Here is a 25,430-nt window from a genome sequence, read left to right as displayed (position 1 = left end):
CCGTCATTTTGCTTTGCGTCGTGATTCTGGTCGCTCTCTTCTTTGTCACTGGTTTTGTCGCGAAGGGTTTCCACCAGAAATTAGCCGCGCTCGGCCAGCAATGGTTTGACTCGGGCGAACAGCAACTGAAGTTGGGAAATGCCACCCAAGCTCTTGCCGATTTCCGCAACGCCCTTGTCTATGCGCCTGACGACGACGAAATTCAGTTGCGGCTCGCGCTGGCTTTGGCTGCCACCGGCCACAATAGCGAAGCGAGTTCGTATCTCTTCGGAATCCTCGCTCACGCTCCCGCCAACGCGCCCGTTAACTTAGCGCTTGCTCGAATTTCGGTCGCGAGCGGCTCAGAGGCGGATGCCCTTCGCTACTATCATGGCGCGATTTACGGCGTCTGGCCTGACGAAGCCGAAACGAATCGCGTGAAGACTCGTCTCGAGCTTTGCCAGTTTCTGATTTCGCGTCATGATGTCTCCAATGCTGAATCGGAGCTTATCGCGCTCGCTTCGGACATTCCCCGCGAAGGCGAATCCTCCATTGAAGAGAAAACGGGTGACCTATTTCTTGAGGTCGGTGACGCGAACCGTGCGCTGACCGAATTTCGCGCCGCGCTCGCCTCGCCGAGTCCGCCCGCAGGCTCTCTCCACGGCGCTGGTATCTCCGCATTTCAACTCGGCCGCTATTCCCTGGCAGAATCCTATCTAGAGCGCGCTTCCCATCTTCGAAAGTACGACCCAAGCATTACCGCGCCGCTCCAGATGTCCAGACTCATCCTCGCATGGAATCCTTATATCGCCGGACTCAGCGCTAAAGAACGCCAGGTTCGCGTGCGCCACGATTTCGAACAGGCTCTCATGCGCTTGCAGTCGTGCGCCGAAGACAAAGGCATCGATCTAACCAATAAGTCTGCAACTTCAGTTTTTTCACCCTTTTATGCCAAAGCAGTCTCCTTACGGCCACTTTTGACGCCGTCCGGCTTTCGTCATAATCCAGGATTGGTCGATGCAACAATGAGCCTTGTATTTGGCATTGAGGATCTTGCGTCGCAGCAGTGCGGGCCTTTAGAAGGGCTCGATCAAGCTTTGGTCTTGATAGGAAAATCCCCACGGAACGTGCAGCAATGAGTGCGACACCTGGCGACATTCTCGCTCCGTCCCTGCCTGACCCGAGGGTTTCGCGCGAGAGGAGCCGCTTGGAACGGCTGTGGACAATCTGGCGCCGGAAAGCTCTCACGCTACGGGAAGGTCAGCTTTTCCTCCTGCTCGCCGTGATTATCGGCATGTTTTCGGGTCTTGTTGTCGTCTGTTTCCGGATCACAATTGAGTGGACGCGTTTCTGGTTGCTTGGTTCCTCCATGCAGCCTTCATATCTTCGCGTTCTTCTTGCGCCGACGCTTGGCGGCATTGGCGTGGCTCTGCTTGTCTTGCGCATTTTCAAACGCTCGCGCGGCAGCGGCGTAAACCAGACAAAAGCCGCCGTCTTTATTTTCGACGGGTACGTCCCTTTCCGAACCGTGATTGGAAAATTCGTCACTTGCGCTCTGGCCATCGGAAGCGGGCAATCCTTGGGCCCCGAAGATCCTTCCTTGCAAATGGGTGCGGGAATCGCTTCCGCTCTTGGGCGAAGTCTCAGACTATCTCGCGAAAAGCAGCGTTTGATCGCGCCAATCGGCGCTGCGGCCGGCCTCGCTGCCGCGTTCAATGCACCAATTTCCGCGGTCATTTTCGTAATCGAAGAAATTATCGGCACATGGAGCGGCGGAGTCTTGGGTGCAGTCATATTGGCGGCCATTTCGAGCGTCGTCGTCATGCGCGAATTCTTGGGCAATGCACCTATGTTTCGAGTGCCAGCCATCGAATTTCGTAGTCCAGTTGAGCTCATCGGCTACGCCGTACTCGGTGTGATCAGCGGTTTCGCGGCGCTCGCTTTCTTGAAATTCATCGCCTATACGCGCCCAAGGCTGACGCGCCTCCCGCGTTGGACGCATTATCTCCAGCCGGCCATTGCCGGGCTCCTCATTGGCACGATTGGCCTCTGGCTGCCCCAGGTGATGGGTAGCGGGTATCCGATCATTGACCAGGTTCTCCATGACCAGTTTGTCTGGCGCATGTTGCTCCTGCTTGCGTTGTTCAAGATTCTTGCAACGGGCATTTCTTTCGTCAGTGGTACGCCAGGTGGCATGTTTGCACCAACTCTTTTCATTGGCGCAATGCTTGGCGGCGCTGTAGGAGGCTTCGAGCATTACGTCGTCCACAGGCCAGTGGAATCCGTTGCCGCATTTGCTCTGGTTGGCATGGGAACGTTTTTTGCGGGATTCCTGCGCGTGCCTATCACTTCCGTATTCATGGTTCTCGAGGTCAGCGGAAACTACTCCATCATCGTCCCAGCGATTATCTCCAACATGATTGCCTACTTCATTTCCCATCGTTATCAGAAGGTCCCGCTTTTCGATTTTCTTGCCCGGCAGGATGGCTTTTTTCTTCCCTCCATCGAGGAACTGCGCGAGCAGAATGCCTTGCGTGTGGAGGATGCCATGCGACCGGGGGAAGGGAGTGTCTGGCGCGAGGATGACGGCGGCAGGTTATTGCAGACGGGATCAGCTTCCTCTCCCACTGCCTCGTTCCTGCTCTGGAGGCGCGGTAACGATTGGCAAATCGTGTCGCGCGACGATCTCAAGCGCCAGCCTGAAGGGATTCGTGTGGGGGCTGCCGCGCCTGAAATCCCCTCACGCGGCCCTTTGCCGCAGCTCTACCCGGACCAGCACTTGGACGAGGCTCTCCGCCTCATTGGCGATTGGCCGCTTGTGCCCGTCGTCAACCGCGCCAATACAGATAAACTCGAAGGTGTGGTTTCCCTCGAGGACATTCTGCGCGCCTACCGTAACTCTTGAACTTCCCGTGATTTGGCCATCCTAGTACCTTTGTACTACGTCGCTTCTCGGCAAAATGTACCTTGCAGTCTATTGAGGCTATTTGACGATGGCGCTTAAGCTGGAGGTAGTAGCAAATGCGGAAGGTGTCCTTTGGCGCAAAAAGAGCGTAGAACCAGCCGTCGTTTTCTAATGCGATTGCCCTTGAAGGTTCGCTGGACCAGCGAAGCATCCGTCGGAGAGGCCTCCTCGGAGACGCGTGAAGTCAGTTCCCGCGGGCTATATTTCTTTCTTCCCAAAGATCTGAAAAGCGGAGCGCCTCTAGAGATCGTCATGACCCTCCCCCATGAAGTCACAATGGCGGGCCCCGTAAAGGTTCGTTGTCTCGGGCATGTCGTGCGCACCGATTCAGAAAGAGAACAGGACATTGGCGTGGCTGCAGCTATTGAACGCTATGAGTTCCTGCGAGATGGGGAAGTGCTCGTATAACAAGTTCTTGCCCATCCTTTTCGGAGTTGGGTGAGAAACAACCGGCGGATGCGGGTCCCTCAGCCACGTCCGCCGGCTAATTTTTTTTGAACGTCCAATCTCCAAACGGTCCGTAAAATCCATCCTATCAATTCCTTCTGTTGGAGTGTTGAATCCCCTTTCTGCGATTAGACCCGCAATATCTCTCGAAAGTTTGCGCTTGACAATATTCTATATTTCTGCAAATATCGAAGAATATCTACGGCTCAAGAGGTCGAGTTTATGGTCAGCCAAAACCAACTCAGCATAGAAGTCAACGATGTCGTGCGTTATGCAGACATGTTTTCCGCAATGGGCACGGAGCCGCGGCTGCGCATCATGCAAATCTTGCTGACGGCGCATCCGGATGGGCTGGTGGTCGGCGATATACAGGATCGGCTGAGCATTCCCAACTCCACGCTCTCGCATCATTTGGACAAGCTGAAGTCCGAAAATCTCGTTAAGGTACGGCGGGAGGGTACATTTTTGCGCTACACGGCGAATACGGTGGCGCTGAGGGAACTCCTCAGCTTTTTGTATGCGGAATGTTGCACTCGAACGAAAGCTCTCAATGGCGACGAAGTGATTCAAGTTTGCCAGTAACTTAGGGAATCACAGGAGAATTGTCAATGAATGGGAAACAGTTTCCGGACGAAGCGAACGTAAGGGAAGTGGTAAAAGAGAAATATGGCGAGGCCGCCCGACGTGTCAAAAGCAGGGGCAGCTCCTGCTGTGGCACTGCGGAGGCCTGTTGCAGCGATCCAATCACTTCCCGGCTTTATGACGCCTTGCAGACAGATGATCTTCCTGAGGAAGCGCTGCTGGCATCGCTGGGGTGCGGCAATCCGACCGCTCTGGCGAAGCTCAGCGCCGGAGAAGTCGTGCTGGATTTGGGCTCGGGCGGTGGCATTGATGTCCTGCTCTCGGCGAAGCGTGTAGGTCCGTCCGGAAAAGCCTACGGTTTGGATATGACTGATGAGATGTTGGCGCTCGCAAACGAAAACAAACAAAAAGCGGGCCTGAAGAATGTCGAATTCCTCAAAGGCGAGATTGAGCATATTCCGTTGCCGGATAATTTTGTGGATGTAATCATCTCGAATTGCGTCATCAATTTGTCTGCGGATAAGGACCGCGTCTTGCGCGAAGCGTTTCGCGTTCTCAAACCTGGCGGACGGCTTGCTGTTTCGGATGTAGTGACGCGCGGAGAGATTCGCCCCGAAATCCGTCAAAGCGTTCTGCTATGGATCGGATGCGTGGCAGGGGCCCTTGATGAAAACGCTTACATCAGCAAACTTGCCGCTGTGGGGTTCGAGCAGACCTCGATTGAGCCGACGCGCATTTATCGCATGGCCGATGCGCGCGAGTTCTTGTCTTCTGCTGGAATCGATGGCGACACCATTGCGCCCGAGGTCGATGGAAAATTCATGAGCGCATTCATTCGCGGCGTCAAGCCGATCGCTTAGTCAAAGATATCCTGGAGAGTCCTTCTGCAAATCGGATTGTTTCGACCCGTTGAAGGGTATCAGCGAACCGGAGATATGTTCGGGTAATGTCAGGCCATTACCATGTGCTTTTCCTGTGTACTGGAAATTCCGCCCGCTCCATCATGGCAGAGGCGATTCTCAACCACAAAGGGTCGCCCACATTTAGAGCTTATAGTGCCGGCAGCCATCCGGCTGGATACGTCCGTCCGGAAGCGCTCCGTCAGCTCGAGATGGCTCACCTTTCGACAGATGGCCTCCGAAGCAAAAGTTGGGATGAATTTTCGGGGCCGGACGCGCCGCGATTCGATTTCGTTTTTACCGTTTGCGATAACGCTGCAAAAGAAATCTGTCCCGTCTGGCTCGGCCACCCCATGACCGCACATTGGGGTATCCCTGATCCTGCCGCCGTTGCTGGCTCGCCAAAACAAGTCGAGCAGGCTTATCGCGATGCTTTCATGGTTCTCGATCGTAGAATAGGTTTGTTCCTCAGTTTGCCGCTCATGAGCCTCGGCCAATCGGCTATCAAACGTGAAATCAAGAGAATCGGCCGCCGATGAAAATGATAGAGTCAGTCGGGCGAGGGAGCCGGCCGCATTAGCACGTTCATGGGAATTGGCATTCTCTTGCCCGCGCTCTTCGGATCTTCCAAAGATAGAGATATGATGGGGAAGCATTTTGCCGGCGCGAAAACTATGGCTACTGTCTCCGCTATAACCGCTGACGACGCGCCCAAAGAACGGTGGCGCGCGCTGGCTGTGCTTGCCACTGCCACTTTCTTGGAAATGAGTCCGTGGTTTTCGGCGTCGTCCGTCCTTGCGCAATTACGCCTGGCATGGGGAGTCAGTTCATCCGCGGCCGCATGGCTCACGATCACCGTGCAGCTCGGTTTCGTTTTCGGCGCTTTGATTTCCGCTGCTTTTAATCTCGCCGATTTGGTGAAGCCGCGCCGGCTAATGCTCATCGGCGGAGGAGCGGCGGCGATTTTCAATCTGGCGCTTCTGACGAGCCACGGCATCGCGTCTGCTCTGCCTTTGCGATTCTCGACCGGTGCGGCGCTCGCCCTTGTTTATCCGCCTAGCCTAAAAGCCATGGCGACCTGGTTTCGCCGCGAGCGTGGCGCGGCCCTCGGAGTGATGGTCGGCGGTCTGACACTCGGAGCTGCGCTGCCTCACCTTCTCAACGCTCTCGGCGGCGCCCACTGGACTTGGGTTATCCTCGCAACTTCGGCCTTGACGCTTGTCGGCGGCTTTCTTGCGGAGTGGGGAGGCCACGACGGGCCGTATGCATTTCCTGGCGCAGTGTTCAACCCGCGCGAAGGCCTCGAGATGTTAGCCGATCGCGGCGTGCGGCTTGTGACGCTTGGCTATTTCGGCCATATGTGGGAGCTCTACGCCATGTGGACGTGGTGCGCCGCATTTTACGCAGATGCCTTGAGCGCCACGGGAGCGCACGCTCCGCTTCGGGACGCTGCCTTTGCAGCATTCGCGACGATTGGCATCGGAGCCATTGGTTGCTGGGTCGGAGGGGACATCGCGGACCGCTGGGGCCGTACGCGCACCGCAGCCGCATCCATGGCAACAAGTGGTTCTTGCGCGATTCTCATTGGGTTCATCGCCCCGCATTCGTTCGCTCTGATGCTCGCAGTTGGAATCGTTTGGGGTTTTTCCGTGGTCGGCGACTCGGCACAATTTTCCACCATGATGACAGAGATCCCTGACCAGCGCTATGTAGGCACCGCGCTGACCCTCCTGCTGGCCGTCGGTTTCACGCTGACCTGCGCGACAATCTGGCTTGTGCCAATCGTTCGTGAAGCGCATGGCTGGCCATGGGCCTTTGCGCTTTTGGCGCCCGGACCCGCGATGGGCGTCGTCGCCATGTTGAAGTTGTTGCGTTCGCCCGAAGCCGCGCGAATCGCCGGCGGCCGCGGATAACCCCCAAAAAACGAAGTTCAGCGTGAAGAACTGTAAAGCGTGGCGTTAAAGAACGGCGCGAAAGCGTTGATTACCGCGATGCGAAAAGCAGCCTGCCGCGTGATGAAGTTGCGAGTCAGGACGCCCCACGACCCCTGTGAATCGCGAATACCACTGCCTCCCGCGAAGGTGTCGATGGCCATCCCGAGCTCGACGCCTTCATCAATCACTTGCCGCACTAACTCATCCGGGACCATAACTGCGCCGGACTGGCCGAAAGAGCCTCGGCCGGTCGTTCCGAGCGCGTAGGCCCAACTTTCCAGAAATACCAGCCGCGAACGGCCTCCGCCCGCTTTGTCCACGACTACGTCCAGTCCGCCTTCCAGCCCTACGAAGTATTTCCACGGTAGATTGCTTTCTCTCGCTCGCTTGGCCAGCGCCTCGGCACGCTTGCGAGCGCCCGCCATCAATTCTAGTCGCGACAGCGGCGTATGGCTTACCCCGCTCTCAGTTTCAACCCCGACCACTTCGAATGGCGCGCTGGGATCCAGCGAAGGGCCAAAAATCTGCAGCGCTTCGCGGACGGCGTCGAGCTTCGGGCGACGCGTGCTCCCTACAGCGACGAGGATCTTGTCCATCGGCGAGATATTACAGTGAAAGAATGCGCCTGCGCCAGCCCATCGAAATTTGAGGTTCGATGTTTGATGCAGCGCGCAAGTGAAAATCCCGCGCTATACTTTCCAGAGTTGCGACTGCTTTTCGCGCCCGTAGCGAGCATTGAGGAAATTCTTCAGGTCATCAATCGACGCGAATATCTGATCCGCGCATGCGAGCATCCATCCGCTGATCTGTTCATGGGGAAGCGGAGTCACCATATACACCGGAATTCCTTTGCGGTATGCACTGGTCAATTCTGCGGGGGTCCCTCCGCTTTGCGAATTCGAATCGCCCCAGAAGCAGACGACGTAATCGGCCTTATTCTCAATCAGGTCGAGATCGAAATGAATGATTTTGCGGACTACACGCCGGAATCGTTCGATGTCGGCCAATTTCCATTCGCGGAAATGCGCGACTTCTTCATCTGTGAGGTTCTTCTTTTCATCCTCGGCAGGATCGTAGACTCGATGCCCGAGGTGGTCTCGCAGGAAGGGAGTCAGTTTCTGGCGCCAGAGTTTCCCCCCGCCATTGGCAAATTCGATGGGTCCGCAGAGATAAGCAAGCATGAGGGTCCAGGCAGAGCAAACTCTAGCATGGGGGAATGAGCAAGGCAACGGAAGGCACACCAAAAACTTCACATCGAAAGGAGTCAAGCTGGACGTCGCAGAAGCGGAAACGGCTTGATTGAAATATTCTGGAGCGGCCGAGGGGACTCGAACCCCCGCCTACAGCTTGGCAAGCTGTCGTACTACCCCTATACTACGGCCGCATAAACGCAAAACCCACAGCAATATCTTTTATAACATGCCCGCTCATGGGCGGACAAGCCCCAGAAGACACCTCCGCGCGCCGCCGTAATCAGCGCGTCAAGAGAGCCCTTCTCGGAGAAGAGTCTTCTAATTGACTTCCAGGATGCGCGTTGATTTCACAACCGGAGATCGCTTTTGCCGGTCGGCAAAGCGCGTAGCCCGCTGGCGGTCAATATAGACCCGTGCGAACTTCTCGCCGTCGTGATAATAAACCGTCACCTGCCAATGATGATGTTTCCGGCGTCGGTCACGGCTGAAATGCGAGGCGCCCTTCCTGTTTTTGGCTTTCGGGCTTGCTTTCTTCTTTTTCTTCACAAGTGTCCTGTCCAGGTTGCCGGAGTATGGCAACTTCGGCGTCGGCGCGCAAGTCCCAAGTTAATCAACGGGCTTGTCCGCCAGGCACCCAGCGCTGCCGGGCCTCGTCCCCAGGAAATATCTCTTCTTTTCCTTGATACCTTTCTTACATATCCGCGTCTAACAGAAAGAGCAAGAACTACCATATTTGGTGGAACTTTTGTGGTACTGAAAGCGTATTTCAAAGTAGGGAGAATGCAATAGGGGGGAAGGGAGTAAGGGCCATGGTGATGAGATTCGAACAAACAATGCACATTGAAGACCCCCGGCATCATTCGCAGGAACGAGTCGAGATCCTGCGGCAACTGCTGGCCGGCGGAGCGCGCGTTGAACCCGATCCGAAGCGGCCCGATTTTTATGAGGTCGAAAGCGGCTCCGAAATCTATTACATCCACATTTCGCCCATCTCCGGGAAAATCCTCCTTCTGGCGGCATGGCCGAAGGAGGGCGTTCCCGGCGACGAGGTGCACGCCGCCGTTCAAATGGTGTAATCCGTCTGTAACAACCTCGTCGTATAAAATATTCCTACAAAATCAAATCCGCAGCCTTGAAGTCCAGATCTTTCAGGATCTGTGTCTTCAATTCGTAGACTTCCGGTGACGCCGACGTACGTGCATACACAGAATCACCTGCCGCTGCCGAGATTTCGACCGTCGTTGTCCTGCCAGATTTCTCTGTCAGTGAGATGGTGATCGCGGGCTTCTTCAGGCGCTGCAAAATGGCTGCCGTCGGCGAGTCGTAAATCTTCGTCGCGCGGGCATTTTCGATCGGGTCCAGAATTTTCCAGTCTTGGACGGATTTGCCCTTGCTGGCCACGGGCTGGACTATTGTCCACTGGCCATCTTTTCCTTGCGAACATTCGATTGTTCCATTGCTGTTCTGGACCTGTACGCTCGTGATCGCCGTCGGATCAAAATGCAGAATCGTTTTGTCGCGGAAGTCGAATAGCGTCTTGTTGATCGAGTCGTAGAGACTCGACGGCACGACAAATATCATCGGCCGCGACGGGTCGTGCGCGTAGTAGTTGTTGTCAGCGTTCTTCTTTCCGACGAGCAGTTGAAATTTCTGTCCCTTCACCGTGCTCAGGTCTAGCGTAATCGCCGGGTGAAGCAAACCGTACTTTGCCAAGTCGTTTGCCGTTTCGCTGGCAACGTCCGTAAACTTGCCGCCGGATATCGAACTCGTAAAAGAGCTCACGACGCTGGAATCCGCAACGAGTTGCTTTGGGCTTGTAATCTGCCAGCCCGACGTTTGCTTTGCCAGACCGATCTTGCCACTGGAATCATCCAGAGTGATGTCGCTGATATCTGCCCCGTCTAAATCCAGGATCGCTGAGTCGCGCAGTTTTGAGAGCGGCTGGGTCGTTTCGTCGAGGAGTGAAACAGGAAGCGTGTCAATGTCCTTTCCTCCATCGATTTGCGCGTAGACTACGCTGCCCGAAAAATCCTTGTTGCCCAGCATAATCGTGTGTTTCGTGCCGCCTTTCGGCTGAAACTCGATCGTAATGGCGGGCCGATCGAGCCCATACTTCGATAGATTGTCGCTCGGTGCGAACGAACGCCGGATTTTCAGTCCGCTCAAATCATTTACGATGCCGCTGATTGTTGATTGATCGGCTCGCGTTTCGACTGGCTGCGTGATCATCCACGAGTTTCCCTGCTTTGCGAGCGCAGTATTGCCACTCGAACTTTTCAATGTTAGTCCGGTAATGTCATCCGCTTTTACGGTAAACGCCGTCTTCCATGACGCTTCCTCGGAAGGCGTCGCGGCGTTGTGTTTGCTGTCGTAGAAATAAACAAACGCACCCAGCGCGATGGCCAGAGCCAGAACCACTAATGTGCTCTTTTTCATGGCCCGTTACCGCCGCTTGATCCAGATATAGATTCCGCCAAGGATCACCAGCAGAGGCAAAATCACCATGCTGAACCAACTCAACTCCGTCATCTGAGCTTGGGTTAGCGTGACGCGCCGGTTCGTCGGCTCTTTCGGGCGAATCGAGATCAGGTTCTCTTCCTCGGTCAGCCAGTTGATGGCATTGAAGAAAAGATCGCCGTTGCGCTGCTGATCGAACCATTGATTGGTCGCAAACGTAGAGTTGCCGATGACTACCAATCGCGCATCACTCTTGCCCGATTTGTTTTCCGCGGACACGCCCAAGGAAAGCGGGCCGCGCTCGTCTTTTGCTGGATCGAATTTCACGGTTCCATTCCCAAGGTTCGGCACCGTGAAGCTTGCTGCCGAAGTCTTGAGCAGCTCAACCGTCTGTGGATCGGCCTTCGATTGATCCGCGACGGATACCGTGCGCGCCAGCGGGAAGAACGTCATCATGTTCTCGAAGCCTTTTACAATCGGACTCGGCCCGTAATTGACCACCAGAGGAATCCCCGGCCCCGTTCCAATCAGCCGTCCCACTCCGCTCACGTCGATCACGTAATTGTCCCCAACCTTCACATTCCACGTGCTCATCAGTGAATCGAGTCCGGAATTCGTTCCGGGGTCGAGCAGGAGCAGCGCCTTTCCCCCGCCTTCCAGATATTTCGTAATCATCTGCGTTTCTTGCGGAAACAAAGACTTCGCTGGGCCCGCGTCGACAATCACGCTGCAACTGCTGGGAACGCTGTCCGAGGTCACCAGATTGACGGAGCTTACGAGATAGTTTTCCTTTTTCAATTTGTCCGCAACGCCGCTGAACCCCTTGGGGGTTTCATCCGTGATCGATTTCTCGCCGTGTCCTTCGAGAAAGCAAACGGAATTCACCGTGGTCGAAATCGCTTTTAGAATCGCAGAAGTGATGTCTTCCTCGGTTGTGGTTTGTGCGTGCTCCGTGTGCGAGCCGTTCACGACGACCAGTTGGCCCATCTCCGTGATTCCGTATTCTTTCGCCATGCCGGGTTGTTCCGTCGGATCGACGACTTCGAAATGAATGTGGCGATTCAAATCCGCGTAATCCGACATCTGATCCCGTACTTGCTGGACTTCCGGATTGCCGGCCTTGTCGAACAAATAAATATTCACGTCTGTTTTAATCGGCTCCACGATTTTTTTCGTTTGATCCGAAAGGGTGAACAACTTCGCAGTCGTCAAATCAAACGTCTTGTGATGCCGGAAGCCCAGGTAATTGAGAAAAACCAGGATAGCCACTACAGCAACGATGAGCACTCCTGTGTTTGCACCGAGCTTCGAAGAACGCTTCGAGAAAAATCCAATGAGGCTTCGGAAATCGAGAACAATCCACGCGAGGAGAAGCACTCCGCCGGTAATCAGCAGCACGTCGCAGGGGACATCGAGGATCTCTCGCGAGGTGTACCGAATATATCCACTGAGCAGAAGCACCAATCCAAGCACGCCGCCGAGTTGAGCCAGTTCTTTGCGTTCCAGTTTCATCTAGGCTCTCCTCCAGCGCATGGACTCGACCGTTCGCAAGGTCAGAAAAATACCCAGGAAAATCCAGCTTCCAAAAAACACCAGCCCCGTCGTGTCGATCACGCCTTGGACGAAGGGATCGAAGTGTTTCAGAATCGCCGCATATTGCAGCGCCTGCGCGATTGCCCCGTTGCCTTGCGCGAAAATATCCAATAACCAGAGAACCAATGAAATTCCAAAAATCGATACGGCCGAGACGATCTGATTTTCCGTAAGCGACGACATGAAGCCGCCCAGCGCCAGCAGCGCTCCTCCCAGAAGAAACAACCCGAGAAATGCTCCGGGAATCATCCGCCATGGCGCCGCTGGGTCGCTGTGGCCGAATAAATAGAACATGTAAAAAATCGCCGGCACCAACATAATGGCCAGAAGGCTCAGCGACGCGAAGTATTTGCCCAGCACGATCTGCGCGTCCGTGATCGGCGACGTCATTAGCAATTCCATCGTGCCGCGTTTGCGTTCTTCTGAATAAATTCCCATCGTCAGCATTGGGGTCAGGAACAGCACGACGATCCCAATCGTTCCGAGGAAAAATCGCAGCACCAGGCTGGGCACATCCACGCTCGCCGTCTGTCCCATTTCCATGCTCTGCATCGCCATTGTGTTTGCGTAGTTGTTCACCTCGGCCAATGCATTCGTGAAAAAAATTCCCGTCAGAACGAGAAAAACGAAGACGATGATGTAAGCGACCGGCGATACAAAATAATGGCTCATTTCCTTGCGATAAATGGCATAAAACCCGCGCATGTCAGTTTCTCTCCTCCGATTTCGACGGCGTCTTCCGCGCCGGATCTTCAGTAGTGAGTTGCAGGAAAATTTCTTCAAGGCTCAAGCTCACGCCGTGCAATTCATAAAGCGGCCAGCCCTGGCCCACGATCTTTGCTGCGATCTGGCTTCGCAGATCTTTCCCTTGCTCCGCTTCCACCGTCGCGATCATCCGGCCGGAAGACGCAGCAGACTCGACTTGCACTTTTCGCACACCCGAGATCCCTGCTAGCGCATCGCGGAGCGCCTTTTCCGGCGCCTGCGCTTCCACTCGGATGCGCCCTCCGCCCTTCAGTTGATGCGTAAGATTTTCCGGCGTGTCGACCGCAACAATTTTCCCGTCGTTGATGATGACCACCCGGTCGCACGTCATGCTGACTTCCGGCAGGATGTGCGTCGAAAGAATGATCGTGTGGCTTCTCGCGAGGCCTTTGATCAGATTGCGGACTTCTATGATTTGCTTCGGATCGAGCCCCACCGTGGGCTCATCCAGGATGATGACGTCCGGGTCGTGCACAATCGCTTGCGCCAGCCCCACGCGCTGTTTATACCCGCGCGAGAGGCGTTTGATTAATTCGTCGCGCTTATCCGAAATATTGGTCATGGCCATTGCGGATTCCACGCTTTGCGCTCGTTTTTCTGCCGCCACGTTCTTGATCCGCGCCACGAAGTCCAGATACGAGATAACGGTCATGTCGCTATAAAGCGGTGGAGTTTCCGGCAAGTATCCGATTCGGCGCCGCACTTCCATCGAATCGTCAAACACATCGAAGCCGCCGATCTTTGCCGTTCCTGTCGTTGCCGGCAGATAGCCTGTCAGCACGCGCATGGTTGTCGTCTTGCCCGCACCGTTCGGGCCGAGAAAACCTAAAATTTCGCCTTTGTTAACGGTAAATGAAATGTGATCGACTGCGGTCTTGTTTCCGAAGGATTTCGTCAAGTCTTGTACTTCAATCAATCAGCCACCTCCCTGTAAGTCGTACAATTCACACCTCAGGCGTCCGCGCTCCAGCCGGACGCTTATAACGCGCGAACTCGAACCCATCTTTATACTAAAACTTGCGCCAGGACGCCAAGACCGCCCTGAAGAACTATGAAAAGCCGGCCGTTTTAGGCAGATGGATCCCGCTTCGTTTACTGTGGACTCCAGGTCATCTCCACGTGTACCGGAATGTCGTTCTTTATTGGAATCATCAGAAGTTTCGGTGGGTCAATTTTGAAATCCGAAACCGTCGCCGGAATTGTGCCCGTCATTTTGATATCGTTTCCTTCTTTCACTAGCTGAAATTCCACCTGTTTGTAATGAACCGTCTGCCCGGCAAACTGTATCTCCAGGTCGGCGTGGATCGTTCCAGGCTTGATTTCGGCCTCAGGCAGTTGCGCGCGGACAACCACCATCGGGAATTCCGCGCCGCGCGTCACTTCGATCATGTGAAGATCGCGATTACTGTCGCCCGAATCGAATGATTTCACGGGCGCGGCGATCAGGAAATTGCACTCACCGCCTTGGCAATCGCCCTTGCCGCGCGCCGCGTGGCTAACCCCGTCCGCTTCATGAAGCGGATGCGACATATGATAAGTAAGCGTCGATTGTTTGAGGACCCATTGCCCGTCTGCGTAACCAAGCAGAGGGAATGCTAAGAATAGAAACGAAATCGCAATCTGCTTCTTTGCAAGCCTCCTCTTAATCAAGGCCCCTCCATATTTTTGCTCGTTTCGCGCAATCATTGACTCCCCGAAGCCTCTCGGTCGGTATAGGTTTCGATCGGCTTCGACCGCTTCAGGCCGAAGGCCGCGGCGACCTTCTTTGCCGACCGCGAAACGCTTCCCGATTTAATCGTCACAGATAAAACCGCCGCTCCATACGCAGCGGCGGTGACAATGGCCACCTGACCGTGCAACTTGGCTATCCCGTGAACCTTCTTTCCGCTGCTTCGTTGTACGAAGGCCATCTCTCCGAGAATCGGCGTCAGAATCATCCCCGGCCCATGAATCCAGGCCAGCGCTTTATGCCAGCGAATGGGTCCTTCTGCTTTTGTCCCATGTATTTTCGGAGCAAAGATCGCGTACGACGCGCTTGCAATATACAGTCCCGCCGTTGCTGATCCGAGCGCGGCATGCAAATAGCGATCCCTTGAGCTCGTCACCTTCCCGCCGGCAAACGCGCCGCTGACGACTGTCGCGGTCAGCGGAATGATCGTGATCAGGCCCAAACGCTGGTGGATCTGGAGCATGTGCGACCGCTTGTCCAACCTTGCCTGCTCCTTTGCGTTTCCTTGAACCTCGGTGGATGGAAAGCCGAGATCGCTCAGCGAAGGTTCCGTTCCGCCCGCGGGCGTCTTCGCCCCTTGTTCTGGCGGCGCTACTGGTTTGCCATTCTGGATCGTTTGCGGCGTGCTCGCGGCGCTCAGAGCGATATCGAGCGTTTTGTCGATGCCTGCCGCAATCGTCAATTTTGTGACTTTCGTTTCCATCCCATCCGCGCTGACGGTAACCTCGTAGTCGCCGGCTTCCATATTCCGCATCTGATATGCGCCGGACTCATCGGTTTGCACCGCACTAGATTCGCCGGTAGCTTCATTTTTTACCGTGACTTTTGCATGGCGAACCGGTTTTCCGGCAGAGTCGGTAACCGTTCCTGATAATGTGCTGCCAGTCGTCTGACCTTGCGACCATTTGGGAGCAAAGAGCGAGAGTGCGACGATTGCCGTTAAAGCGAGCCTTCGAAGCCAGCTCATTAGCATTCGAAAAACACCTCCCCGCACGCGTTCTGAAACTGATTCCAATCTTCCCCTCGAAATATCATCTGCATCCCTTCGCACAGAATCAGCTCAGTAATATAAGGTTGCCTCTCCTGTTTATCGAATTCACCAGCGCTTCGGGATTGACATGCGCTCGCCGAAAGCATAACGTTCGCCGCCAGTGGGCGGCGCAATCATACGACGAATAGAAATACGGTCGGGAAGGTAATTTCCCATGGCCAGCAACCGGTTTCGGACCGCATTTCTTGCCATGTGCGTGTTAGCCGCTCTACTGACGCTTGCCGGCCAGTCCGCTAGTTTGCGCATTCCCGTCTTGGTTCTTGTGGCCACGCGCTGCATGGCGATAGTTCTCCTTGCCTGTTACGCAACAGCTCGGCGTTCTCTCACGCTTTGGATTCTCGTCGGTCTTTTTGCCGGCATTGAGTTCGGTCACGACGCTCCCGCGACCGCGGTTCAGTTTCAAGTCCTCGGCACAATTTTCCTCCGGTTGATCAAAGTCATCATCGCGCCCCTTTTGTTTGGAACGCTTGTCGTCGGGATCGCCGGACACGCGGAACTGAAGAAGGTCGGTCGTATGGCGGTCAAATCTTTGGTTTTTTTTGAAATTGTCTCGACCATTGCTTTGATCATCGGCGTAATCGCGATCAATGTGAGTCGCGCCGGATTCGGCGTGCAGTTGCCTGCCGCAGCCGCATCGCAGTCCGTCGCGACGCCCATGCAAACACCCGCGCAGCTCATTCTCAATATATTTCCGGAAAATATCGCGAAGTCAGTTGCCGAAGGTCAGATTTTGCAGGTCGTGATTTTCAGCATCCTTTTCGCCATGGGCTTGGCGCTCGTAAATGAACAAAAGCGCAAGCCGATGCTTTCCTTCGCCGAGAGCCTTTCCGAGACGATGTTCAAGTTCACAAATATTGTGATGTACCTCGCCCCCGTCGGTGTCTTCGGTGCCATCGCGTTCACGACGGGGCGTTTGGGCTTGGGAGTCATGCTGCCCCTGCTCAAGCTATTGGCCACTCTCTATGTGGCGTTGGCTGCATTTGTTTTTCTGGTTCTCCTGCCGATCGCTCTGTTCGTTCGCGTCCCGCTGCGCCAATTTCTCCGCGCCATCGCCGAACCAGCCACGATTGCTTTCGGGACCAGCAGTTCAGAAGCCGCGCTGCCGTGTGCCATGGAGAACATGGGAAACCTCGGTGTGCCGCGGGGCGTCGTGGCCTTCGTAATGCCGACCGGATACAGCTTCAATCTCACGGGTTCGAGCCTCTATGAATCGCTCGGCTTGATCTTCATGGCTCAAGCCGCCGGGATCCATCTGACGATTGCGCAGGAATCGCTGATGATGTTGACCCTGCTCCTGACAAGCAAAGGCACAGCCGGAGTTGCTCGCGCGGGACTTGTCATTGTCCTGGCAGCCGCAACTTCATTTCACTTGCCGATGGATTCCTTCTATCTTCTCTTTGCCGTTGACCCGCTAATGGACATGGTTCGCACCGCTGTCAACGTGGTCGGCAACTGTCTGGCTACCGTCGTCGTTGCCCAATGGGAAGGCGATTTCCCGCCCGCCTCCGCACTTTCACAGCAGTCCTGATCAGGAATTCTTGCTATTCCGCCCGCAATTCCGGATTCGCCCCAAAAAATCGAAAATAGAGAACCAAGCTCACCGCCGTTATGGCCGCATACGCGTAGAAGGGCAATCCGATGTCCGACAAATCGAACATATATCCAGTGAATCCCGCAGCTCCGGCCGATGTCGTAAGCCGCGCGACCTGATTCATGGCCAGGGCGCGTCCCATCTCGTTTTCGTGAACCATCGCCGTGAGCGCTGTCTGTTGCGCCGGTATGGCCGCGATGCGCAGCGCCGGTGTAAGCATGTACACGACGAGCGCGAGATCAAAAATTCTCGTCAGCGGCAGAAGCAGCAAAAGCAGTGCTCCCACCCCGCGTGTCACGGCGACTCCTTTGACGAATCCAAATCGGCGTTCGAGCGCAGGCGCGATGAGCATTGCGACTGCGGCTATCAATTCGCTGCCAAATCCGTAAACGGACATCCGCGATTTCGGCACGCCATAAACGATCACGAAGAAGGGAATCAGAAACGGCATCACAAGTCCCTGAGAAATGCCGTTCACCGCTGCGGTCAGCGAAAATTTGCCAATGACTTTTCTGCTTTGTAGAGAATTCAGGCGGCCTCCACCCATGGAAAGTTTCATTGGTAGAAGAAACACCAAGCCCGCGCCGCTGACCACGGCCGCAGCGAGAAATGCATCGCGCGGACTGAACAAGCGCGCCGAGAGCATGCCCGCGGCGCTGACGACTCCGCTCAAAAATGTGAACAGCGAAAACCAAAATGTGCGATTCTGAAGGGACGTCAGATCCGCAATCACGGCGCTTTGAATCGGCTGCGCCGCGCCGCCAACGCTTCCTGCTGCGCGCGATCCCGTTGCCGAAAATCCTCCGAGTATAGATGCGATGAATAAAATGGGAAGCCGGCCGGAAGCAAAAGCGAGAATCGCGCCGATTGGAAGAAGGAGGCCCACGAGCAAAAGGGTGTTCTTATGCCCCCAGAGGTCTGTCAGAAACCCGAAAAGCAGCGCGAAAACTGCCGTGGCCAGAGTCGCGGCGGCGTAAAGCACGCCAAGTGTATAGACCGAATAGTGCAGGTAGCCCAGGACGTAGTAAGGAAGAACGAGAATGATGATGCCCGCCGCGAAACTGCGCATCAACCGGAAAATAATCAGATAGGATAGCTGCCAGGTTTCATGGCTCACAAATACAGTCTACAGGAAATATTTTTTGCTGGAGCCTGTGTGAGTCGCTCGGTTTTCCTTGGGCAACGAGAACGAATGGACTTGCATCCACAACGGCTAGGACGGATGCCGAATCTTCGGAGCGGTGAGCGAGTCGTCTCCGGCAATAACGATTTGTAAGAGTCTTGTTTTTCGTGAGATGGAAGATGCGCGTTGACACCATCGCGTCGTTTTGTTATTTAAATTGTTTGCTTTGTGTGTGCGAGACTTCAGCGCCTGCCCTATGCCAGGAATGACGCCATCAAGCCATTCCGGCCTTCCAGATGGCAGAATTAGAAATCGAATGATGGATTGCCCATCGCAGCAAAATGACGTGCTTGATGCGCGCCAGCGAAAGAAAATGAAGAAGCGCTCGTTGTGGCTAGCTTTGTGCGGTCTGATGGCTGGCAGCCTGCTGGCAGGCTGCGGCGGTGGCTCGGCCTTTTATTCCATCGCGGTGAGCCCCAATGCGCCCCAGTCGGTTGACCAGGGTCAATCAATCCCTTTTACCGCCTTCGTTCCAGGCGATCAGACCAATTCCGGAGTGACTTGGAGTCTTTCCGGTCCGCATTGCTCCGCTGCTGCCTGCGGAACTCTCAGCAATGTAACAACCACCTCCATGACCTACGTGGCTCCCAAGTCCACGGGCAAGCTGCTGACTGTCGTTCTGACGATTACGGCCAACGTGAACAACTCCGCCACCACCACGATAAATATCACCGTCAATCCGGCTCCCATTATTGCTACGGTCTCTTTGCCGGGCGTGCTCAATGGAGCCACGTACAGCCAGCAAATCATCGCCAATGGGGGAGTTTCGCCTCTTATTTTTACGATATCCAGCGGTTCGCTCCCGCCCGGTCTCCACCTGAATACGAATGGCTTTCTCACGGGCCGGCCGACAGTTGATGGCGGGAACTACACTTTTACGGTCACAGTCACCGACCAGGGCACGCCTCCGCTCACCGCCTCGCAGACGTACACGATCACCGTTGGTGCCGCGCCTCCATTTTCGATCGGTACAACTTCAATGCCCAATGCTGCGCAGGGCAGTCCCTATAACTTTCCTTTTGCTGCTGTCGGCGGCGTTCCTCCTGTAACCTGGTCCATAATTGCCGGTTCTCTGCCTCCCGGACTCAGCTTGGCGCCTACAACCGGGCAGGTTTCAGGCACGCCAACGACTCAAGGATCGTTTGGCTTTACCCTGCAAGCTACGGATTCTTCTCTTCTGCCGCCAAATGGAACTGCGCAGGTTGCTCAGCAACCTTTGACGCTCACCGTTGGCGCTCCGAATTCTTTATCAATCACCACGACCACGCTCTCTTCCGCCAACACGGCGATAGACTATAGCGTTCCCATCCATGTTACAGGCGGTATCAGTCCTTTCACTTGGGTCGTCACCAGCGGCATCCTCCCCTCAGGCCTTTCCTTGGATCCCTCCAGTGGGGTTATTTCCGGGGTTCCAACGGCTGTTTCCACGAATACTTTCACCGTGCAGGTAACGGACTCGGAATCTCCCGCGCAGCAGGCTTCGCAGACGCTGACGTTAGCCGTGGCCGCCTCGCCAACAAATGATGCGCTTCTCAGCGGCAATTACGTTTTCACTTTCAATGGTTTCGATGGCGCGGCGAGTGACGCTCCCATCATGATTGGCGGGACGCTCACCTTTGATGGCGGTGGCCATGTCGTGCAGGGCTTCGAGGATATTAACATTGACGTTGGAATCACTCAGAACGACAACACGCCCGGCCCCAGTCAGGACAACGCAATTAGCTTCGGCACCTATACCGTGGGATCCGACGGTCGCGGGAGCTTCACGTTGAATGTCGCGGGAGTCAGTTCGACATATCGTTTTGTTCTCAACGCGGCCGGCGACGCTCAGTTTGTCGAGTCCGACAACTCTCAAATGTACGGCACAGGCATTTTGCGAAAACAAGATAACCTGATCTTCTCGCCATCGAATTTTAGCGGGAATTATGTCTTTGAACTCGCGGGCCCTGATTCCTCCGGAAACCGATACGTTGAAACCGGAGTGCTCAGTGCCGATGGCGTGAGCCTTCTTCAGAATGGGAATGCCGACGTGAACGATGGAGGCACGGCAAATTCCTATCTAACAGGTGTCACGGGTACGTTCTTGGTGGGCCAGAACGGGCGCGGCACGGCATCGATTACTACGCCAAACGGAACGCTCAATTTTGTTTTTTACATGGTTAGTCCCTCGGATGTTCTCTTCGCGGGCATGGATGCGCTCGCTCCTTCAACTCCTACGACCACCGGCGAAGCCATACTCCAAACGCAGCCTTCATTCGATGCCACTTCTCTTAACGGTTCGATGGTTGTCACGGAAATGGGTCAAACTTCCGCCGGAAAATCGAGTGTGCTCGGTGGCTTGCTATCGGCTAGCGGCGGAACTTCCGTGAGCTTGGCGTCCGATTCCAATAGCGCCGGAACGGTCGCGCTAAACTCCAATTCAACCGGCTCATACTCGGTCGCACCCAATGGCCGTGCGATGCTTACCGGAATTGGCAGCCAGGTCGCCGTCCTCTACCTGATTTCGCCCAACGAAGGCTTCGTTATCGGGCAGGACGCGCAAGCATCTGGCGGTGTCGTCGAATCGCAGTCTGCCGGGCCTTTCAATTCTGCTTCGGCCACCAGTTACTTCAGTTTCGGGCCTCCTCTGATTGGCACGCCAGCGGTTACGGACAAATCTGGCCTCGATTTCACCGGCTCGCTCTTGTCCGACGGAGTCTCAAGTATGATCGGCAAATTCGATGAGGGCGGTGACATCTTGAACCCCGGCGGCAATATCGGCTTCACAGGGTCCTACTCGATCGCTTCGAACGGGCGCGGAATATTGAATCTGACCTCGACCACGGGAGTCCCGACGCAGTTCGTTTTGTATATTCTCTCGCCGTCGGATATTCGCGCGATACCGTCCGCAGCCACGGACCTCCATCCTCAAGTCTTCTTTCTAAGGCATTAGCTTGGCCGTCGGTGCATTTGTTTTGAGCTTTCAAACACGCAGGCTAGTGTTCAATGCGAAAACACGATCGACTCGTTTGAGCGGAGGCGGTGCAGTAATCCGCAATTTAGTCCGCACCGGGTGGCTTCTGCTCCTCGCTTCCTTTTCGCTTTTCATCTTTCCGGCGGGCCATTCCTTCGCGCAATCTTTGTTAGCGCCTCCCGATTCGCATCTGGCGGATCTGACCTCCAAGCCCGGATTTTTCAACGAGCCTTCCATTGCTGTGAATCCCCGCGATCCTCAGCAACTGGTGGCCGCTTTTCAAGTTCCCGCAACCATTGAATATTCGCTCGACGCCGGCCAGGACTGGAGTCGCGCGTCTGGAACTGCACCCGAAAATTATCGTGTTTCCGGAGACGTCTCCGTCGCATACGACGGCAAAGGTCACGCTTTCTTGTGCTACATCGCCTTCGACAAGCTCGGAAGCCAGGACTACTGGGCGCGCGGCGCCACGCGCAACGGCATCTTTGTCCGCCGCTCCCTCGATGGCGGGAAAAGCTGGGCCAAAAACCCATCTACTGTGATTGCGCATCCCACCAAGCCGGGTATTCCGTTCGAGGACAAGCCCTACATCGTCGCCGACGACACCAAAGGGGCTTACGCCGGAAATCTCTACGTTGGGTGGACGCAATTCACGCTCACGAAGTCCGTGATTCTCTTCGCACGCTCCACAGACGACGGCCAAACCTGGTCCGCGCCAATCGAAATCAGTTCTCAGGAAGGCCTGCCGCGCGACGACAATGGCGATGTCGAAGGGTTCAGCGGCGCGGTCGCTCCGGACGGAACGCTCTATGCCGTCTGGGCCGATGGCGACGACATTGCTTTCACGTTTTCGAAAGACGGCGGAAAAACCTTCGCTCCTTCTGCAATCATCCTCCGCAACGCTCCGTCCTACTTCAAGGTCCATGATGTCTCGCGCGCCAATGGTTTTCCTCAGCTCGCCGTGGACCCGAAGAGTGGCCGCTTGTTCGTCTCCTGGAGCGATTACCGCAATGGCGATGTGGATGTTTTCGTCTCGGTGTCGAATGACCGTGGCGCTTCATGGTCCTCTGCCGTGCGCGTCAATTCTGATCCGCTTCACGACGGCTCCGATCATTTTTTCCAGTGGCTGGCCGTCGATCCCATAACGAGCGACGCTTACGTCATTTTTTACGACCGTCGCGACGACACGGAAAACCGAAAAACCGCCGTCGTCCTCGCGCGTTCCGCCGATGGCGGCCAGACTTTCCAGAATTACGCTTGGACCGATAAGCTATTCGAAGCTCGCGATAATTTTATCGGCGACTACACGGGAATCGCCGCCTTCGGCGGGCGCGTCTATGGTATTTGGGCCGAGGAAGCGCCCAAGAAGAGTGTCGCTGCCGGAGGCATTCCAAAATCGTCGGCAAGCGCTGAAACTCATCGCACCATCGTTCGCGTAGGAACCGCCGATTTCGGCGAAGCGAATAACTAAGGTCGGTGAAAGCCAGCCGTTCGCATCTCAGCCGTTTTTGTGGTTGTGCTATATTTCTCAAGCGAATCCCATGGCAAGGAAAAGCGCAAAACCGAAAGCGAAACGGAAAAAGGCCTCAGCCGCTCCTAAATCTCGTGCCGCGTCATCCTCCGCTCGTGGCGCGAATCCGAAGCGCGTCCGCGCGATTCTCGAAAAGCTTGATCAGGCTTATCCGGCAGCGACATGCGAATTGCATCACGACAGCGCGTTTCATTTGTTGGTCGCCACAATCCTTTCCGCGCAGTGCACGGACGAGCGCGTGAATATCGTCACAAAGACTCTCTTCCCGAAATATCCCGCGCCCAAGGATTTTGCCTATGCGAATCCCGCCGAGCTCGAAAATGACATTCGCTCCACGGGGTTTTTCCGCAACAAAACGAAATCCATCATCGGCGCCAGCAAAAAAATCGTCGGGGAATTCGACGGCAAAGTCCCGCAAACCATGGACGAATTGCTTACCCTTCCCGGCGTCGCGCGCAAGACCGCAAACGTCGTTCTCGGTACGGCCTTCGGCATCGCCTCCGGCGTCGTCGTCGATACGCACGTCCAGCGCCTTTCCGAGCGTCTTGATCTGACAAAGAATGCCGATCCCAAAAAGATCGAGCAGGACCTGATGAAAGTCATTCCCCAGGATCGCTGGATTCTTTTTTCCCATCAGCTCATCTGGCATGGCCGCCGCGTTTGTCAGGCGCGCAAGCCGCGCTGCCTCGAATGCAATCTTGAGCGCCTTTGCTATTCCAGGGACAAAACGGTTTGATTTCCGCGCCGCAATTTGACGCTCGCGGGTGAAATTTTGCGTTTGCTGATTGATCGCTTCGAAACGCCCATCGGCCAGATGCTCATCGTCGCCGACCACGCCGGAAATCTGCGCGCCATCGATTGGACCGAACACGAACCGCGCACCCTCCGCTTTTTGCAGCTCCACTATGGCAAAAATGATTTTCAGCTCGAGGCGGCCCGCGATCCCGGCGGCTTATCGGCCGCCATCCGTCGTTATTTTGCGGGAGACCTGGCCGCGATCGATTCCATCCCCGTTCAAATGGCCGGGACGCCTTTTCAATGCAGGGTGTGGCAAGCGCTGCGAAAAATCCCCTGTGGCACGACGGTTTCTTATTCGCAGTTGGCTCGTCAGATTGGCCGTCCCGCCGCGGTTCGCGCCGTCGGCCTCGCCAACGGTTCGAATCCCATTCCGATTGTCGTGCCCTGCCATCGCGTCATCGGCGCGAATGGTTCTCTCACCGGCTATGGCGGCGGCCTCGAGCGCAAGCGCTGGCTTCTCGAACACGAAAAGTGCGCCGCCGTGTCCTCGCAGCAACAGTTTCTCTATGAAGCTCCACCAATCTCTTCGCCATCCATCAGATTGAGAAGTGGATGACACCAATGCCGAAATATCCACCGTATGCATCCGGCGGTGAATCCGGTTGGGACAGCATCCGCAGCCACAAGTGAAGTATAATTATTACGCGCTTCACGTCGGGGCGTAGCGCAGCCTGGTAGCGCGTCTGCCTTGGGCGCAGAAGGTCTGGAGTTCAAATCTCCACGCCCCGACCACTCCTCTGAACGCCTGTCACATAGTCCTGTGACGCCCGTCACTGTTGACTTGCGTGTCCTCCTGCCAAACTTCTGCTAAAATTCGGGTCCCGGGGCCAGGCATCACGCTTCGCTTTGATGCGATGAGAGGTGCGAAAATGAAAATCCTGCTGGCGATCGATACTTCGCGCGCTTCGCAAGACGTGATTTGTGAGGCGGCAGTGCGCCCTTGGCCTCCCGCCACAGAGTTCTGTGTTGTTCACGTCGTGGATGTCACCGGCATGGCGGCCTTCCCGGCGCTGATTGAAGAAGACAAGCTCATAGGGCAATCCTTGGTCACGCACGCTGTCGAAAGGCTGTCCCGCCCCGGGCGTGAAATCAGCACCGAAGTCCTCGTCGGGTTTCCGAGAAAAGCCGTTGCGCATTATGCCAAGGAATGGGGAGCCGACTTGATCATGGCCGGCTCGCATGGTCAGGGCGCGATAGCGCGCTTCCTCCTCGGCAGTGTTGCGCAAGCCATGCTTCGCGTCGCCCATTGTTCCGTTGAAATCGTCCGCTGCGATCCTAAGAAGCCTCGCTCTTCGGGCAATCCGATGAAAATCCTTCTTGCGTCAGATGGTTCTGAGTACTCTCTGGCAGCTGTCAAGTCTGTTGCGAGTCGTCCCTGGCCTGCGGGCAGTCAAGTCAAGCTCGTCAGTTCGGTTGAATTGCTCGCCCTGGGCACGGAAATGGCAGCCTGGTCCTCTTCTCCGGCTTATCCCGAGAGCCTGCTCGTCGAAGTATGGAATGAAGCGCGCAGCCGCGCGCGCACTGCCGTCGCCGAAGCCCGCGATGTATTGAAAGCTGCGGGAATGAAAATTGACGATAGCGATGCGGCGCCAGAGGGCGATCCTCGCGTTGTCATCCTCAATGTGGCCAAGGAATGGGGCGCGGACTTGATTGTTCTCGGTTCTCATGGTTGGCACGGTATCGACCGCGTCCTTATGGGCAGCGTTTCCGAATCCGTGGCGCTCCACGCTCATTGCTCCGTCGAAGTCATCAGATAGTGGCGCCGCAAGGACTAACGCCA

General features: G+C 55.6%; 24 protein-coding genes and 2 tRNA genes. 15 read left to right on the top strand and 11 right to left on the bottom strand.

Features of this window, described 5'->3' with window-relative positions:
* Window positions 1–8: 8 nt before the first annotated feature.
* The 7 genes from VGR81_06865 to VGR81_06835 all read left to right on the top strand — a co-directional run bounded on the left by VGR81_06865 (window position 9) and on the right by VGR81_06835 (window position 6,785).
* Window positions 9–1,118, top strand: a complete 1,110-nt coding sequence (locus VGR81_06865) for a tetratricopeptide repeat protein (protein ID HEV2288657.1) — start codon at window positions 9–11, stop codon at window positions 1,116–1,118.
* Window positions 1,115–2,884, top strand: coding sequence for a chloride channel protein (locus VGR81_06860; protein ID HEV2288656.1), 1,770 nt, complete (start codon window positions 1,115–1,117; stop codon window positions 2,882–2,884). The genes VGR81_06865 and VGR81_06860 overlap by 4 nt, the downstream gene beginning before the upstream one ends.
* Window positions 2,885–3,016: 132 nt before the next feature.
* Entirely contained in the window at window positions 3,017–3,352 is a 336-nt protein-coding gene (locus tag VGR81_06855; GenBank protein ID HEV2288655.1) for a PilZ domain-containing protein, read from the top strand.
* A 261-nt stretch (window positions 3,353–3,613) separates the two neighbouring features.
* On the top strand, window positions 3,614–3,973 hold the full coding sequence (locus tag VGR81_06850) for a metalloregulator ArsR/SmtB family transcription factor (protein HEV2288654.1): 360 nt from the start codon (window positions 3,614–3,616) through the stop codon (window positions 3,971–3,973).
* 26 nt (window positions 3,974–3,999) lie between these two features.
* Window positions 4,000–4,833, top strand: coding sequence for an arsenite methyltransferase (locus VGR81_06845; GenBank protein HEV2288653.1), 834 nt, complete (start codon window positions 4,000–4,002; stop codon window positions 4,831–4,833).
* A gap of 86 nt (window positions 4,834–4,919) precedes the next feature.
* Window positions 4,920–5,411, top strand: a complete 492-nt coding sequence (locus VGR81_06840) for an arsenate reductase ArsC (protein ID HEV2288652.1) — start codon at window positions 4,920–4,922, stop codon at window positions 5,409–5,411.
* Window positions 5,412–5,546: 135 nt separating this feature from the next.
* Window positions 5,547–6,785, top strand: coding sequence for an MFS transporter (locus VGR81_06835; protein HEV2288651.1), 1,239 nt, complete (start codon window positions 5,547–5,549; stop codon window positions 6,783–6,785).
* Window positions 6,786–6,802: 17 nt separating this feature from the next.
* On the opposite strand, the gene VGR81_06830 is transcribed toward VGR81_06835, so the two are convergent.
* The 4 genes from VGR81_06830 to VGR81_06815 form a co-directional block, all read right to left on the bottom strand.
* Window positions 6,803–7,402: an inosine/xanthosine triphosphatase gene (locus VGR81_06830; GenBank protein HEV2288650.1), complete on the bottom strand. Its 600-nt coding sequence runs from the start codon at window positions 7,400–7,402 to the stop codon at window positions 6,803–6,805.
* Window positions 7,403–7,495: 93 nt separating this feature from the next.
* Window positions 7,496–7,987, bottom strand: a complete 492-nt coding sequence (locus tag VGR81_06825) for a hypothetical protein (protein HEV2288649.1) — start codon at window positions 7,985–7,987, stop codon at window positions 7,496–7,498.
* 129 nt (window positions 7,988–8,116) lie between these two features.
* Window positions 8,117–8,190, bottom strand: a tRNA-Gly gene (locus tag VGR81_06820).
* 127 nt (window positions 8,191–8,317) lie between these two features.
* Window positions 8,318–8,545: a hypothetical protein gene (locus tag VGR81_06815; protein ID HEV2288648.1), complete on the bottom strand. Its 228-nt coding sequence runs from the start codon at window positions 8,543–8,545 to the stop codon at window positions 8,318–8,320.
* 269 nt (window positions 8,546–8,814) lie between these two features.
* Between VGR81_06815 and VGR81_06810 the strand changes: the two genes are divergently transcribed.
* Window positions 8,815–9,075 carry a hypothetical protein gene (locus tag VGR81_06810; GenBank protein ID HEV2288647.1) on the top strand — a complete coding sequence of 87 codons (261 nt, stop codon included), beginning with the start codon at window positions 8,815–8,817 and terminating at the stop codon, window positions 9,073–9,075.
* A gap of 34 nt (window positions 9,076–9,109) precedes the next feature.
* On the opposite strand, the gene VGR81_06805 is transcribed toward VGR81_06810, so the two are convergent.
* The 6 genes from VGR81_06805 to VGR81_06780 form a co-directional block, all read right to left on the bottom strand.
* Window positions 9,110–10,435 carry a DUF4340 domain-containing protein gene (locus VGR81_06805; GenBank protein ID HEV2288646.1) on the bottom strand — a complete coding sequence of 442 codons (1,326 nt, stop codon included), beginning with the start codon at window positions 10,433–10,435 and terminating at the stop codon, window positions 9,110–9,112.
* Window positions 10,436–10,441: 6 nt separating this feature from the next.
* Window positions 10,442–11,968 (bottom strand): Gldg family protein, encoded by a 1,527-nt coding sequence (locus VGR81_06800; protein ID HEV2288645.1) that lies wholly within the window; start codon window positions 11,966–11,968, stop codon window positions 10,442–10,444.
* Window positions 11,969–12,754: an ABC transporter permease gene (locus VGR81_06795; protein ID HEV2288644.1), complete on the bottom strand. Its 786-nt coding sequence runs from the start codon at window positions 12,752–12,754 to the stop codon at window positions 11,969–11,971.
* A gap of 1 nt (window position 12,755) precedes the next feature.
* A complete protein-coding gene (locus VGR81_06790) occupies window positions 12,756–13,730 on the bottom strand; it encodes an ABC transporter ATP-binding protein (protein ID HEV2288643.1) in 975 nt (324 codons plus the stop codon).
* A gap of 176 nt (window positions 13,731–13,906) precedes the next feature.
* Window positions 13,907–14,464 (bottom strand): YceI family protein, encoded by a 558-nt coding sequence (locus VGR81_06785; GenBank protein ID HEV2288642.1) that lies wholly within the window; start codon window positions 14,462–14,464, stop codon window positions 13,907–13,909.
* A 32-nt stretch (window positions 14,465–14,496) separates the two neighbouring features.
* Window positions 14,497–15,510, bottom strand: a complete 1,014-nt coding sequence (locus VGR81_06780) for a carboxypeptidase-like regulatory domain-containing protein (protein ID HEV2288641.1) — start codon at window positions 15,508–15,510, stop codon at window positions 14,497–14,499.
* 238 nt (window positions 15,511–15,748) lie between these two features.
* Between VGR81_06780 and VGR81_06775 the strand changes: the two genes are divergently transcribed.
* Window positions 15,749–17,122, top strand: coding sequence for a cation:dicarboxylase symporter family transporter (locus VGR81_06775; protein HEV2288640.1), 1,374 nt, complete (start codon window positions 15,749–15,751; stop codon window positions 17,120–17,122).
* A gap of 13 nt (window positions 17,123–17,135) precedes the next feature.
* Here VGR81_06775 and VGR81_06770 read toward each other — a convergent pair whose 3' ends face one another.
* Window positions 17,136–18,302, bottom strand: a complete 1,167-nt coding sequence (locus tag VGR81_06770; protein ID HEV2288639.1) for an MFS transporter — start codon at window positions 18,300–18,302, stop codon at window positions 17,136–17,138.
* Window positions 18,303–18,624: 322 nt separating this feature from the next.
* Here VGR81_06770 and VGR81_06765 point away from each other — a divergent pair, with 322 nt between their 5' ends.
* From VGR81_06765 to VGR81_06740, 6 genes are all read left to right on the top strand, one after another.
* Window positions 18,625–21,300 carry a putative Ig domain-containing protein gene (locus VGR81_06765; protein ID HEV2288638.1) on the top strand — a complete coding sequence of 892 codons (2,676 nt, stop codon included), beginning with the start codon at window positions 18,625–18,627 and terminating at the stop codon, window positions 21,298–21,300.
* A 46-nt stretch (window positions 21,301–21,346) separates the two neighbouring features.
* Window positions 21,347–22,792, top strand: a complete 1,446-nt coding sequence (locus VGR81_06760) for a sialidase family protein (GenBank protein HEV2288637.1) — start codon at window positions 21,347–21,349, stop codon at window positions 22,790–22,792.
* Window positions 22,793–22,862: 70 nt separating this feature from the next.
* Complete coding sequence (gene nth, locus VGR81_06755; protein HEV2288636.1) at window positions 22,863–23,588, top strand: endonuclease III; 726 nt, start codon at window positions 22,863–22,865, stop codon at window positions 23,586–23,588.
* Between the two features lie 15 nt (window positions 23,589–23,603).
* Entirely contained in the window at window positions 23,604–24,206 is a 603-nt protein-coding gene (gene ogt / locus VGR81_06750; protein ID HEV2288635.1) for a methylated-DNA--[protein]-cysteine S-methyltransferase, read from the top strand.
* Window positions 24,207–24,305: 99 nt separating this feature from the next.
* Window positions 24,306–24,382 (top strand) — tRNA-Pro (locus VGR81_06745).
* Between the two features lie 137 nt (window positions 24,383–24,519).
* Window positions 24,520–25,407 (top strand): universal stress protein, encoded by an 888-nt coding sequence (locus tag VGR81_06740; GenBank protein ID HEV2288634.1) that lies wholly within the window; start codon window positions 24,520–24,522, stop codon window positions 25,405–25,407.
* Window positions 25,408–25,430: the final 23 nt, after the last annotated feature.

It is taken from the genome of Candidatus Acidiferrales bacterium (assembly GCA_035934015.1).
In the GTDB taxonomy this organism is placed as follows: domain Bacteria; phylum Acidobacteriota; class Terriglobia; order Acidiferrales; family UBA7541; genus DAHUXN01.
This window is presented reverse-complemented; position numbering and strand designations above follow the sequence as displayed.